This window comes from Phocaeicola fibrisolvens, from assembly GCF_025567125.1.
Classification (GTDB): domain Bacteria; phylum Bacteroidota; class Bacteroidia; order Bacteroidales; family Bacteroidaceae; genus Phocaeicola; species Phocaeicola fibrisolvens.
In genome coordinates this window covers 89963-104970 of record NZ_JAOQJI010000008.1, presented here as the reverse complement: position 1 = coordinate 104970, position 15008 = coordinate 89963, and the positions used below count along the sequence as shown (strand labels likewise).

Here is a 15008-nt window from a genome sequence, read left to right as displayed (position 1 = left end):
TAGTAAGGTTCATCGAAGCAATATCTTGCAATATTCGATAAAAATCTTGAAATATACAAGGGCAAAAAAACAAAAAAGACAATATCAATACACCATTTGTACAATTTAAGAACATTAATCGACTCTAAAATTATTTTATTTGTTTCTAGATAAAAAATTAATACAAAAACTTAAATCACAATGGTATGAAATGTCTTTTCTTCCTTTTTTTTCTCCTTTCCACTTTATACGTACAAGCTGAAAAATACGACTTCGAAGATGCGATTCCTTCCTCTATACAAACAACGGAAGGAAATCGTATCAGTCTCAGCACCACCTATTATAAAGAAGGAAGGAAAAGCCTGGAATGGGATTACCAGCCCCAGTCCTACCTGATTTTTCATGTTCCCGTACAGCTCAATTCTTCCACAGTGCAGAACTATGGCATTACGCTATGGATCTACAATGAAATTCCTCAAAAGGACTCCCTGCGCTTTGAATTCCTGGATGAAAAAGGAACCGTACAGTTCCAATTCAGTTTCCATCTGGCCGCCACCGGATGGAGAGCTTGCTGGATAGGCTTCAAACACATGCAAGGAAAGAAAGAGAACCTGTCTCTTGCCCAATGCCGGATAACCTCACCTGCTACAAAAGGCAAAATTTACCTGGACCGGATGACTTATCCTGTCAAAAAAATCAACGACCGTACCACACCCGACAAACAAATGCCGGATAACAATTCACTGAGTTCACGCAATCTATGGCACTGGTGTAGGCTTTGGGAATGGGAGCAATACGAAGATCTGCCCAACAGCCCCAAGAAACTCACCACACAGGAAAAGGAAACCCTGCAAAGAATAATGGAAAAAGTTTCAGATTATTGCCGTGAAAACCTCTCCCGAAAATACATTTCCCAGGCAACAAGCCTCTTCGAAAGCTGTCACATCCAAAAGTCTGGCAACGGATACATCGGCAAACCTCTTGTAGCCCCCGATGAGAAATCAGCAGAGGATATTACCTGGCAGGATGTAGAAAATATGTTAAGTGGATTCGCCGCCGACTATCTCTTCAACGGAAACCTGCACGCTCGGGAGCTTTATTTCGAGACATTCCGCTATGCCATCAACCAGGGATTTGCCTACGGAAGCGGCATGGGTACCAACCATCATTATGGCTACCAGACCCGACAAATCTATCTTTCTGCCTGGCTGATGCGAAAAGAAATCTGTCAGCAACCCGACAAAAAGGACATAATGGATATGCTTACTTATTGGTCTGGAATTCAAGAAACAAGAAAACCTTGCAAAGAAGGAAGAGATGAACTGCTCGACACATGGCATACCTTACTAATACCCAAAGTAATTGCAGCCCTGCTTCCAGAAAAAGATACAGAAAAAGCCCATCGGATGACTCAGTTATCTCAATGGTTATCCAGCTCACTACGTTTCACTCCGGGCACTTTAGGAGGTATCAAGGTGGATGGAACGGCCTTTCACCACGGAGGATTTTATCCAGGATACACCACCGGAGCGCTAGGAGCCGTCGGAAGCTACATCGGCTTTACACTTGACACACCCTATCAAATCACTCCACAAGGACGAACGGTATTCCGTCTGGCTTTGGAAAGCATGCGCAATTATTGTAACTGGCAAGAATGGGCTCTTTCACTAGGCGGACGACATCCCTTCAGTGGAAAAATGGAGAAATCGGATATTGAAGCTTTTGCCATGCTGGCACTGGCCGAGAAAAAAGAAGGACAGGCGTTCGACCGTCAGTTGGCAGCAGATTACCTTCGCCTGCAACCGAACCCGACTGTCATGCACAACTATTTCGTCGCAGAAGGTTGCCAAGCTGCCTCCAATCCGGAAGGTTTCTTTGTTTTTAATTACGGATCAGCCGGAATTTACCGGTACGGGAAATACATGGTCACCCTAAAAGGCTATAACACGGATGTATGGGGAGCTGAAATCTATCAGAAAGACAACCGCTACGGACGTTACCAAAGTTACGGAGCAGTCCTGTTGATGGGCAACGGGAAACCTGTATCCCGTAAGGGTAGCGGCTTTAAAGAAGAAGGTTGGGACTGGAATCGGTTGCCAGGCACCACCACTATTCACCTTCCTTTTCATCTGCTCGACAGTCCACGCAAGGGTACCACTATGGTCCGTTCCAAAGAAAACTTCTCGGGATGCAGTTCTCTGAAAGGAAAATACGGACTTTTTGCCATGAAACTTACGGAAGGCGAGTTGCCTAACTTTACACCTGATTTCGTGGCCCGCAAATCCGTAGCATGTTTCGGCAACCGGATTATCTGTCTGGGAAGCGGCATTCACAACAGCAATTCGGACTACCCTACCGAAACCACTCTGTTTCAATGTGCCCTTCCTAAAAATTACAAGAGATACATTCAAACGGACCCCCAAATACTTCGAGATCCTTTCGGAAACTATTTTTATGTGAAAGACGGAGAAGTACAACAAGCCGAAGGACTGCAACATTCCTTCCACAATAAAAATAAAAAAGCGACAGAGGGTAACTTCCTTACCGCATGGATTAACCACGGAAAAGCTCCCCAGAATGCACAATATGAATACCTGATTTTGCTCCAGCCCACTGCCGAAGAAAGGAAAAGTGCCCTCGAAAGTTATACGATACAGCAGCACGACAACCAGGCACACATCCTGTTCGACAAACTGACACAGGTCACTGCCTGCGCTTTCTTCGAAACCTACAATTGCACGCAAGCCCCCTTCCTCCAGAAGGCCGATGCCGAAACACTGGTCATGTACAAACCGGAAGGTCAGTCGGTCTGGCTCAGCATTTGCTCACCCAACCTGAACATCTCCGAAAAAACTTATACAACCGCACAACCTAGCCGTCCACTGATAAAGCAAATTACCGTGAAAGGGAAATGGACCGTCGCCGACAATCCACAAATCCGTTTCCAGCATGATTCGGATGGTAATACGATAATTCAAGTGACCTGTCAGGACGGACAACCGCAAGAGTTCAGGCTAACTTCTGTACAACAAACAGAATAAGACGCTTTTTGAACAATTTTACCCTATCAAAATCCCATAAGAAGACTAACTTTGGAAACAAATTCAAAAACAATCTCTTTTTAAAAACAATCGTATGAAGATCAAACAGCACTTAGGATTCATCAGTATGCTGGCGCTTGCCTTTACTGCCTGCCAGCAAAAGCCAGCGGAGACAGACAACTTCCTGGAAAATGAAATCAAGAACATCGAAGCTCAGCACACTTTGCAGACCGACCTGATTGAAAAAAGTGGCAAGATTCTGAACCCTCGTACCATCGATGAAAAAGGCAACATCGTATATGTTCCCATTGATGACTGGACCAGCGGCTTCTTCCCTGGCACCATGTGGCTGGATTATGACCTGACTAAAAATGAAAAATGGAAAAAACTCGCAGAAAAATATACAGAAGACCTTGACTCTGTGAAGTACCTGAAATGGCATCATGATGTAGGTTTCATGATTGGATGCAGTTACCTGACAGGCTATCGCTTGTGCAAGAAACCGGAATACAAAGATGTCATCATCACAGCTGCACAGTCTCTTTCTACCCGCTTCCGTCCGGTAGCTGGCGTCATTCAGTCATGGGATGCCGACAGAGGATGGCAGGGTGAACGCGGATGGGAATGTCCGGTTATCATCGACAATATGATGAACCTGGAGCTGCTGTTCGAAGCTACTCGCCTGTCCGGTGATTCAACGTTCTATAAAATTGCCGTTTCACACGCCAATACAACCATGAAGAACCATTTCCGTCCGGACAACAGCTGTTACCACGTAGTGGACTACTCTTTGAAAGATGGAAGCGTAAGAAACCGTCAGACTGCACAAGGTTACGCCGATGAGTCGGCATGGGCTCGCGGACAAGCATGGGCTGTATACGGTTTTACAACGTGCTACCGTTATACACACGACAAACGTTATTTGGACCAGGCTGAAAAGACCCTGAATTTCTACCTGAACGACAAGAATCTGCCGAAAGACCTGATTCCTTACTGGGATTTCGATGCACCTAATATTCCAAACGAACCGAGAGATGTATCTACCGCTGCATGTCTGGCTTCTGCCTTGTATGAAATGGACGGATATTGTCCGGGAAAGAACTACAAGGAACTGGCCGACAAAATTGTGAAGAATCTTTCTGGTCCTGACTACAAGGCAAAAGTAGGAGAAAATGGCAACTTTATCCTGATGCATTCTGTAGGAAGTATTCCTCACGGTGCAGAAATTGATGTGCCATTGAACTATGCCGACTATTATTATGAAGAGGCACTGATTCGTAAGAGAAATATCGAAAACAATCAGCCGTTCTCTTTCGTCAACGAATAATCTAACCTAACCAACCGCCATGAAACACCTTTCCTATTCACTAATAGGAGGACTCGGGTTGTTGTCATTGCAAAGTTGTGCCAGCAAACAGCAAATTGCTGAGCAAGAATACCCCAATGTCATTTACGTGTTTCCCGACCAGTACCGTAATATGGCAATGGGGTTTTGGCATGAAAAGGGCTTTAAGGAGCACATTCACTTTGCAGCCGACCCGGTATATACTCCCCACATCGACAGTTTTGCCAAAGAATCACTGGTACTTTCTTCTGCCATGAGCAACTGCCCGCTGAGCAGTCCGCACAGAGGCTCTCTGCTAACTGGCATGTATCCCAACAAAAGTGGAATACCTCTGAACTGTAATTCCACACGTCCTATCAGTTCCCTCCGTACCGACGTGGAGTGCGTAAGCGACGTATTCAGCAAAAACGGCTATGACTGTGCTTACTTCGGTAAGCTGCATGCTGACTTTCCTACGCCCAACGACCCGGCTCATCCGGGTGAATACGTAGAAACCCAACGCCCGGTTTGGGATGCTTATACTCCCAAAGAACGGCGCCATGGGTTCAATTACTGGTATTCTTACGGCACGTTTGACGAACATAAAAACCCACACTATTGGGATACTGAAGGGAAGCGCCATGACCCGAAGGAATGGTCACCACTTCACGAAGCCAAGCAAGTCATCTCTTACCTGCGTAACGAGAAAAACCAACGGGACCCTAAAAAACCATTCTTTATCATGGTAGGCATGAACCCGCCGCATAGCCCGTACCGCTCACTCAACGACTGCATGGAGGAAGACTTCAACTTGTATAAAGACCAGCCAATAGACAGCCTGCTGATTCGTCCCAATGCCGACAAGAAACGGAAGAAAGCGGAGTCTGCGCCCTACTACTTTGCTTCTGTCAGCGGAGTGGACCGCGCTTTCGGACAGATTCTGGATTGCCTGAAAGAGTTAAACCTCGACAAAAACACCATTGTCGTGTTCACCTCCGACCACGGAGAAACCATGTGTAGCCAGTTTACGGACGACCCGAAGAACTCACCCTACGCAGAATCCATGAATGTGCCTTTCCTTATCCGTTACCCGGGACACATACGTGCACGAGTAGACAACCTGCTGTTATCTTCTCCAGACATTATGCCTACCTTGCTGGGACTTTGTAATTTGGGAAAAGATATCCCGACAACTGTACAGGGAAGTAATTATGCACCTCTTTTCTATGAAGATTCTGTGCAGACCATCACTCGTCCTACGGGCGCTTTATACATTCAAAACATGGATGGCGATAAAGATAAAGACGGCAATGTAATCTCTTATTTCCCTCGCTCCAGAGGAATCAAGACACTGCATTATACATTGGCTCTGTACATCGACCGAGACAACAAACTGACACAAACTCTTTTGTTTGACGATGTGAAAGATCCCTACCAGTTACAAAATCTTTCACCGGAAGAACATCCGGAGATTGTGAAAGAACTCTATCAGGAACTGGCCAGACAATTAAAAGAGATTGATGATCCTTGGTATCAGCAAAAAATACTTTCGGATATCCTTCCTTATTAAAACATTAAATCAGAATCCCCGTTTTTCAGGTACCTCCCGAAAAACGGGGATTCTGATTTATAACTGAATAAAGCTACTTTGCAGTGCCTTCTTATACTTGCTCGAAATAGGCAGTCTCTCTCCATTAAACGGTGGATACATAATGCACTCATCTCCGTCTATCATGGCAAGATGCTGGATATTAATGATATATGACTTATGTATTTGCACAAACTGAGAAGAAAATCCCAAGATATTCATGGCATTGATGGAAGAACGCATGGCCAGCAATTTCTGAATGAATAAAAAGACTTCCCAGCACCTGCGTGAAGCATTAAATTTAAAATATCCAATTTCTGAAAGACGCAATACACGAATCTCCCCCGTCGGCAACTGGATGGAAAATGTACCTTTACCGCTTTCCCCTTCCACCCCACGCATAACACTCACGCTATTTATCTCTTCTTTTTTTTCTATTTTTGCCTGCACAAAACGATTTATAATTAAGTCCAGTTCTTTCATCTCAAAAGGTTTCAGCAAAAAATCAAAAGCGGCACTTCGTATCGCTTCCAACATATAGTGAGGATAAGCAGTGTAAAAAACCACTTTCATATCCCACATAACCACCTCATGGAGCTTATTAACAATCTCGTACCCAGGAAGCCCCGGCAATTCTACGTCAATAAAAAGCAAATCAGGATGTAAACGCTGAATGAGAGCCAAAGCTCCGGAACCTCCAGGCAAACACCCTACAACTTGAAACAGATTATATGACGCAAGACTTTTTTCCAATAACTCCCTATCTTTATCTGAATCCTCTATAATAAATATTTTATATGCCTTTTGCTCCATCAAAACCGTTTTTTTAAAACTCACACAAATGTAGAAAACAATACCAAACAATCCAACTTCCTCACTTCTGAAGCAAAGCTTCCAATGTATTTATTTTATCACATTATTCAGAATTATTCGTATTTTATGCACTAAATTAAACGCCTGAATCAATATTTATAATATCGGCCATAAAAATTTGTATTTTTGTTCTCAGAAAATATTAACGTGTCCCCTAAATTATGAAAAGCATTATTTACTTACTATGTGCCTGCTTGGTAGCCTGCCTCTTTAGTAGCGGATGCAAGCACACCATAGACTATGAAAAATCATCCTCTGTCCAACTCACTACATTGCTACAGGATTCACTTATCAGATACAACCCCCAGGAAGTTGAAATGTTATTGGAGAAGGCCAAGCGACAAGCACAGGACAGTACAGAATATTATTATGCAGAAGCCGTACATTCTTCCTTACTTATGACAAGACAACAGGAGGATTCTGCATTCTATTATATAAACAGATGTGAGAAGTTTTGCCTTCGTCTTCCCGAATTATTGCCAATTCATTGCCTCACTCTTGGAATAGTAGAAAACAACAAAGCCTCTTTGCTGGAAAACGCCAACCAACCTTTATCTGCCAAAACAGCTTACGAGAAATCTATTCAATATTACCAAAAAGGAAATATGCACAAAAGACTGCCCAATGTCTATAATAATTTAGGCTATGTGTACTACACACTAAATGACCTTCCCATGCAAGCTTATTGCTACAGAAAAGCTCTCTTTATATGCGACTCGCTGTCTCTTCCTCAGATTTACAGATACAACAGTTATTTCATGCTGGCATTCTGCTATGTACAACTGAAAAATTATACACAAGCCCATTATTATTTAAATAAGGTCTATCCACAAAAAAATAACATGCCACTATATAACAGATATTTTCTGTTAAACACTTTCGTCAATTTCTACTACTACCAAAAAAAGTATGAAGAATCATGGAATTATCTGATGAAAATATTTGATGAAGTAGCACAACGCAAAAATGACATGCCTTTAGAATATGCCACATTAGAAGCAAACTATGCAGACCTGTCTATCAAACTAAACAAAGATTTGGATAAAGCCAAAAATTATCTGCAAAAAGCTAAATCCTATTTCCAAAGTATCAAAGGAATAATCAGTATTTATTATATCATGACAATGGAACTGGAACTTGCTTTGAAGCAAAATGACCTACAGACGGCTGCTCATTTGGTTCAACAGATTTCACATGACAGTACTTTAAATGTGCCTATAAACTACCAGCAAAGGCGAAACGAAATACTAACCGAATACTATAAACGTATAGGAAATTACCACAAAGCCCTAGAAATATTAGAAACTCAGCTACCAATAGAAGACTCTATCCGGAGCGAAGAACACAATAATTATGTGGCAGAGCTTGATTTACGATATAAAAATGATACGACACATCTTAAAAACCGAATAATGATAAATAATCAGAAAAATGAAATAAAAACTCTACAATTAGAGGTTGCCTTAGGTACCGTTCTCATTTTAGGGCTTATCGTGTATTTTATCGAATATAAAAGACGGGTAAGAAAGAACCAGCAACAAGAATTTAAACAACATATATACGAAATCAGTAAACTGAAAATGCAAAATATCAGAGAAAAGATTTCACCTCATTTTCTCTTCAATGTGTTGAACAATGAAATAAATCAGCACCCGGAATCTACCTCCGAACATCAACGGCTAATACGACTCACCCGACTGTTACGTAAGGGGCTGGATATGTCCAACCGTTTTGCGATTCCTCTCTCTGAAGAACTTGATTTCGTATCCAACTATGTGGCACTGCTGCAAGATACAGGTAAACAATTCACATTCAGTCTGCATAAACAAGGGAATATAGACAACATACAGATTCCTTCCATGATGATACAAATCCCTGTTGAGAATGCAATCAAGCATGGGTTTGTGAACCTAAATCAAACTGGCCACATTGATCTCATTATAGAAGAAGACAGCCAAGGAGTCCACATTCACATCCACAACAACGGACACAAATACGCTCCATTTGCGCCATCCAACAATAAACTGGAAAGTACAGGAACCGGTCTCAGAATTATTTATCAAAGTATACAGTTATTGAACACCCATAACAAACAAAAAATAACATTTCAGATATTGCCCGGGAAGGAAGAAGGAACTACCATCAGTATCTTTATCCCTTATCAGTACTCTTATGAGTGGCAATAAGCTACATCTCATGCAGAGAATATAGCAAGATATGCTCAATTTACTCACTCTCATACAGAAAAGAGAAATTTCCGATTTGTCCCTCCACAAATATTTCGGGATATTTGCAGCATAATATCATTAAATTTCAAAGTTATGAGAGTTTTAAAATTAACGAGCACACTCATGTTGCTCATGTTCATCCTGATAGGAGTATCCTCCTGCAGCAACGAGGATGAAAACATCGGAAACATTCCTTCCCAACTTATCAAGACCTGGTATATGGGAGAAGGTACCTACATCACATTCAATGCGGACGGAACCGGAGTCTACACTGAAACTGACGATGTATATGCAGCTAAACTGATACACAAGGCTAGTTCACGCGCTACTGAAACTTATCCGTTTACTTATTCGTATGAAGAATCAACCCAAGCACTTACGATTCATTTCGATGGAGAAACCATGCGATGGACGATTGTCACACTGAGCGATGATACGCTGAAAATAAAAGATGAAGAGGGGGAATTGATTACCCTGAGAAAAGATGCCACTTCAGCACCCGTCATTGACATTAATCTGCTATACAATACCTGGATTTCAGAAACAGAAGACATCTATACCTTCAATCGTGACGGTAACGGTAGTTACAAAGCCAAAGAAGCAACATCGGCCAATGATATCACTTATGAATATGATGAAGCCAACACACTGCTTACGCTCCATCATATAGATGGCAAAGTAGTGAGATGGACCATTCTTTCTTTGACCAATGATACGCTGAAAGTAAAGGACAACGATGGACAAGAACTTACGCTAACCGCATACGTAAACACTGCCTGGATGGAGTTGCTTTATGGGAAATGGGGAGTAGCCGGACGACCAATACTGAAATTGACAAACGAAGATGGCAACAAATTATTTACCATGTATGAGGGAGAAGAACGAATACCATACACTGTACCATTCAAATACGATGAATATAATCGCATCTATTTCTTTGAAGATGGAACTTGGGAAGGTGGATACTGGCAAGTAACAAAAGTAACACAAGATATACTCTCTATCGAAGAATTCGGCTTGGATGAAGAAAATAATCTTACCAAGGTAGGAGCAATGACATTGTTCCGCATCCCAGAACCAGATGAACTTGTGGTAGGAGATGAATCTCTTTTATACGGTGGCGAATGGACTAGCTTTAACATTGACGATGGAAGTCCCATTACCTGCCAATTCCGACAAAATTTCAACGACATCATTTGGATTGAGGATGGAATAAGAATGACCTTTAATTATACTTACAACAATAATTCTCATAAATTAACCCTTACAGCTGATGGGGAAATGGAAACCTTTACAATCACCAAGCTTACAGATCACATCATCTACCTTGAATCAATAGATGAAGACGGAGACTTGTTCTATATGGAATTCCGTAGACTATAAACCATAAAAAAATCCGGACTTACAAGTCCGGATTTTTTTACGATAATATGGTACTTTGTTACTCTACTTGTCCTAACTGATTGCCATATTCCATTTCACCCTGCACGACAAAGAAAATCGCATCCGGATCAAACGGGCCCATTCCATCCTTCGTAGACTCCTTGACGATGTAGTTCACAATTTCATCCTGGTCGATATTGATATAGCCTTCGTCGTCCGGCTGTGCGTCCAGACAACCGCTTGTGGTATAGTAATCCACAATCAAATCCAGAATGTAGTACAAGTCATCGTCCGAGAAAACCTCTTTCATGTCCTGAGGCAAATAGTTCTTGATGAACTCGATGGTCTTTTCATCGTCCTCATCTTCCAACAAGAAATCGTCTTCCATTCCCATAACCTATCCGATTAAATTATTTCAACAAAGCTTCTACCTTTTCCTGCAAAGCTGCCTTGGGGGTAGCTCCTACCTGCTTGTCGACTACCTTACCATCTTTGATAAACAGCACGGTAGGGATACTGCGGACACCGAACTGTACAGGAAGATCTGCATTTTCATCCACATCACATTTACCAATATTCACCTTATCCTTATATTCTTCTGCCAGTTCTTCAATATATGGAGCGATTTGTTTACAAGGACCACACCATGTAGCCCAAAAATCCAACACCACCGGTTTACCTTCAGCTACAATAGCTTCAAAATTGTCATCTTTAATGTTCAATGCCATAATCATTTATGTTTTTAAGTTCTACGCAAATATATACTAATTTATTTTATAGTCCAACATTGGCTGGTTTTTTAAATAATTCACCAGGTCTTTCTGTACAGAAATCTTCATCGTACGCGACATCAGGTTGACATACATCTGTCCGTCTTCGTCGCGCACCAAAAAATGCAGTTCCGCATTTCCTGGACAATCTTTCACCAAAGAAGAGAATTCCATAATCATCTGGTCATCAATCGCCGAGAGAGGAGCGGTCACTGTCAGTTTTTCGATGACTTTCTCTTTTACTTCCGGCAACAGTTCTATGGAGTTAATCTTTACCTCCCATTCTTCCTGCCTCCATTGCTTAGGCTGACACTTCCCTTTCATAAAAAGGAACATCCCTTCCATGAAAAAGTTTTTCTTTTCTACCCATTCATTGCCGAAAAAGGCAAATTCAGCCGTACCCGAATAATCCTCCATTTTGGCAATACCGTATGGTTTTCCTGTTTTGGTATATCCTTCACGTACACCTGTCACAATGCCTCCCAGTATCAAATCACGATTCTGCAACGGAGTCAAATCGGCCAATTCAGCCATGTGTACGTTGCACACATTTTCCAAAATCACTGCAAATTCATCCAATGGATGAGCCGACAAATAGATTCCCACCAGTTCACGTTCCTTATTCAACCGCTCCAAATCACTCCATGCCGGAGCAGCCACAATCTCCGGAGTGGCCACTTCCACCTCATGTTCCCCTCCGAAAAGCGAATTCACGGCAGCTGCTTTGTCCATCTGATACTTATTTCCGTAACGCACCAGCACATCCGAAAACGATTCATCTTTGGCATTCTTCACAAAGAAATCTTCCCGTTTGATTTCAGGGAAACTGTCGAATCCTCCAGCCAATGCCAGGTTCTCTATATTCTTACGGTTACATGCCGACAGGTTGACCCGCTGTACAAAATCGAAGATTCCCTTAAAAGCTCCATGCTTACGACGTTCCTCCAAGATACTCTGCACAGCCGACTCACCTACTCCCTTAATTGCTCCCAATCCAAAACGGATATCTCCGTGATGATTGACAGAAAACTTCAGATTACTTTCGTTCACATCCGGTCCGAGCACATGAATTCCCATGGCCTTACATTCGTCCATGAGTTTCGTGATTTCCGTAATGTTCGAAATGTTCCGGCTCATCGTAGCAGCCATATATTCCGACGGATAGTTCGCTTTCAGGAAAGCCGTCTGATAAGCTACCCACGAATAACAAGTGGCATGCGACTTGTTGAAGGCATATGAAGCAAACTTTTCCCAGTCGGCCCAAATCTTTTCGAGCACCTTCGGGTCGTGTCCGTTTTTCTTTCCGCCCTCAATAAACTTTGGCTTCATGTGGTCCAGTTTGTCACGCAACTTCTTACCCATGGCCTTACGCAAGGCATCCGATTCGCCTCGGGTAAAGTCGGCCAGCAAACGCGACAGCAACATCACCTGCTCCTGATACACCGTAATACCATACGTATCCTTCAGGTATTTCTCCATCACCGGGATATCATACTCAATCGGTTTCCGGCCATGCTTACGGTCGATAAAGTCCGGAATGTAATCCATCGGTCCCGGACGATAAAGGGCATTCATGGCAATCAAGTCTTCGAACGTACTCGGCTGAAGCTCACGCAGATATTTCTGCATACCTGCCGATTCAAACTGGAACGTACCAATCGTTCTTCCATCACTATATAAGCGGTAAGTTGCCGGATCATCAATCGGCACTTCATCAATATTCAATACAATGCCCTTGCTCTGACGGATATTCTCAATGGCCTCCTTGATGATGGACAGCGTTTTCAGTCCCAGGAAGTCCATCTTGATCAATCCGGTATCTTCAATCACCGAACCTTCATACTGGGTTACCAGCATCTTCTCTCCGGTTTCCTTGTCGTCGGCTGTACTTACCGGTACCCAGTCGGTAATATCATCACGGCAGATAATCGTACCACAGGCATGCACGCCCGTATTGCGCACGTTACCTTCCAGCATCTTGGCATACTTGATAGTGTCACGCAAAATCGGATTCGGCGATACTTCTGCCTCCTGCAACTCCGGCACATACGCAATGGCATTCGGCAAATTCAGTTTTTTATCGGGAATCTTATCCGGAATCAGTTTACACAAACGGTCGGACTCCGAAAGCGGGAGTTTCTGCACACGGGCCACATCCTTGATAGCCAGCTTTGTGGCCATGGTACCATACGTAATGATATGGGCCACCTTCTCCTGTCCGTACTTCTCTGTAACCCAGTTCAACACGCGGCCTCGACCGTCATCATCGAAGTCCACATCGATATCCGGCAAGGAGATACGGTCGGGATTCAAGAAACGCTCGAACAGCAAGTCATACTGAATCGGGTCAATCTGTGTAATACCCAGACAGTAAGCCACTGCCGAACCGGCTGCCGAACCACGTCCCGGTCCTACCGATACATCCAGCTGGTTACGCGCCGCATTGATAAAGTCCTGCACAATCAAGAAGTATCCCGGGAAACCCATGGTCTTCATGATATGCAACTCAAACTTAATACGTTCCTGCACCTCTTCCGACAGGTTTTCACCATAACGTCTTTTTGCCCCATCGTAGGCCAGTTTTGCCAGATAATCCGCTTCCAGCTTGATACGATACAACTTCTCATATCCTCCCAGACGTTCAATCTTTGCCTTGGCCGCCGCCTCATCCATCACCACATTGCCGTTCTCGTCGCGGGTAAATTCGTCAAACAAGTCCTTTTCCGTGAACTTCTTGCGATACTCCTCTTCCGTACCAAAGTCCTCCGGAATGGCAAACGTCGGCATGATGGGCGCATGGTCTATGGAATAAAATTCCACCTTGTCGCACACCTCCACCGTATTGCTCAACGCTTCCGGCACATCGGCAAAAATCTCGTTCATCTCCTCCCGCGTCTTCATCCATTCCTGTTTGGTATAAAGCATACGGTTCGGGTCGTCCAAGTCTTTTCCGGTACTCAGACAGATAAGCCGGTCGTGGGCCTCAGCATTTTCCTCGTCCACAAAGTGTACGTCGTTCGTACATACCAGCTTGATATTGTATTTCTTGGCATATTCAATCAGCTTCTCATTCACCACTTGCTGCATGGGATACACCTCATGATTGGCACGGGGCACAGTGGCCTTATGGCGCTGCAACTCCAGGTAATAATCATCTCCAAACAGGTTCTTGTACCAGCGGATTGCCTCCTCGGCCTCCTCAAACTGTCCGGCTGTGATGCGTCGGGGCACTTCCCCTCCCAAACAGGCAGAGCACACAATCAAGCCCTCGTGGTATTTTTCCAGTTCCGTACGGTCTGTACGCGGACGCATGTAGAATCCCTTGGTCCATGCCTTCGACACCAGCTTAATCAGGTTATGATAACCTTTCAGGTTCTTGGCCAGCACCACCAGGTGATATCCGCTCTGGTCGGGCTTTCCTTCCTTGTCTTCCAGCCGACGGCGCGCCACGTACATCTCGCAACCGAAAATCGGTTTGAACAGTTTCTTTTTCGCTGCCTCCAGCTGTTCCTTGCAAGCCGCAATCTCCGCTTCGGGGTTTTCCGATTCTTCCTTACCGCTTTCGAGGGCGGCAATTTTCTTCTTCAAATCCTTAATTTCCCCGTTCGTACCCCCGTTCTTCTTGTTGACATAGTTGAAGAACTCCTTGATACCGAACATATCTCCGTGGTCGGTCACTGCGATACCCCGCATACCGTTGGCTATCGCCTTGTCTACCAGGCGGGGAATAGAAGCCTGTCCGTCAAGAATAGAATACTGCGTATGAACGTGCAAATGAACAAAATCCTGCATGAGTGTCAATGTTAAATGAAAAACGAGTCA

At 43.6% G+C, this 15008-nt stretch carries 9 protein-coding genes; 5 read left to right on the top strand and 4 right to left on the bottom strand.

Features of this window, described 5'->3' with window-relative positions; genetic code table 11:
• Window positions 1-185: 185 nt before the first annotated feature.
• The 3 genes from OCV81_RS05420 (at window position 186) to OCV81_RS05410 (ending at window position 5914) form a co-directional block, all read left to right on the top strand.
• Entirely contained in the window at window positions 186-3020 is a 2835-nt protein-coding gene (locus OCV81_RS05420) for a chondroitinase family polysaccharide lyase (protein ID WP_148329051.1), read from the top strand.
• Window positions 3021-3114: 94 nt separating this feature from the next.
• Window positions 3115-4347: a glycoside hydrolase family 88 protein gene (locus tag OCV81_RS05415; RefSeq protein WP_022353368.1), complete on the top strand. Its 1233-nt coding sequence runs from the start codon at window positions 3115-3117 to the stop codon at window positions 4345-4347.
• Between the two features lie 19 nt (window positions 4348-4366).
• A complete protein-coding gene (locus OCV81_RS05410; RefSeq protein ID WP_204434743.1) occupies window positions 4367-5914 on the top strand; it encodes a sulfatase family protein in 1548 nt (515 codons plus the stop codon).
• 57 nt (window positions 5915-5971) lie between these two features.
• Here the strand turns inward: OCV81_RS05410 and OCV81_RS05405 are convergent, their stop codons facing one another.
• Window positions 5972-6745 carry a LytR/AlgR family response regulator transcription factor gene (locus OCV81_RS05405; RefSeq protein ID WP_148329049.1) on the bottom strand — a complete coding sequence of 258 codons (774 nt, stop codon included), beginning with the start codon at window positions 6743-6745 and terminating at the stop codon, window positions 5972-5974.
• Between the two features lie 221 nt (window positions 6746-6966).
• Between OCV81_RS05405 and OCV81_RS05400 the strand changes: the two genes are divergently transcribed.
• Window positions 6967-8991, top strand: coding sequence for a tetratricopeptide repeat-containing sensor histidine kinase (locus OCV81_RS05400; RefSeq protein WP_148329047.1), 2025 nt, complete (start codon window positions 6967-6969; stop codon window positions 8989-8991).
• A gap of 135 nt (window positions 8992-9126) precedes the next feature.
• Window positions 9127-10416 (top strand): lipocalin family protein, encoded by a 1290-nt coding sequence (locus OCV81_RS05395; protein ID WP_148329045.1) that lies wholly within the window; start codon window positions 9127-9129, stop codon window positions 10414-10416.
• 58 nt (window positions 10417-10474) lie between these two features.
• Here OCV81_RS05395 and OCV81_RS05390 read toward each other — a convergent pair whose 3' ends face one another.
• The 3 genes from OCV81_RS05390 to dnaE are packed head-to-tail and all read right to left on the bottom strand — an operon-like array spanning window position 10475 to window position 14978.
• The gene (locus tag OCV81_RS05390) at window positions 10475-10810 is read right to left on the bottom strand and encodes a hypothetical protein (protein ID WP_022353363.1); all 336 of its coding nucleotides are present in this window, start codon (window positions 10808-10810) and stop codon (window positions 10475-10477) included.
• Between the two features lie 16 nt (window positions 10811-10826).
• A complete protein-coding gene (gene trxA, locus OCV81_RS05385) occupies window positions 10827-11144 on the bottom strand; it encodes a thioredoxin (protein WP_022353362.1) in 318 nt (105 codons plus the stop codon).
• Between the two features lie 36 nt (window positions 11145-11180).
• Window positions 11181-14978 carry a DNA polymerase III subunit alpha gene (gene dnaE, locus OCV81_RS05380; RefSeq protein ID WP_148329043.1) on the bottom strand — a complete coding sequence of 1266 codons (3798 nt, stop codon included), beginning with the start codon at window positions 14976-14978 and terminating at the stop codon, window positions 11181-11183.
• Window positions 14979-15008 lie beyond the last annotated feature (30 nt).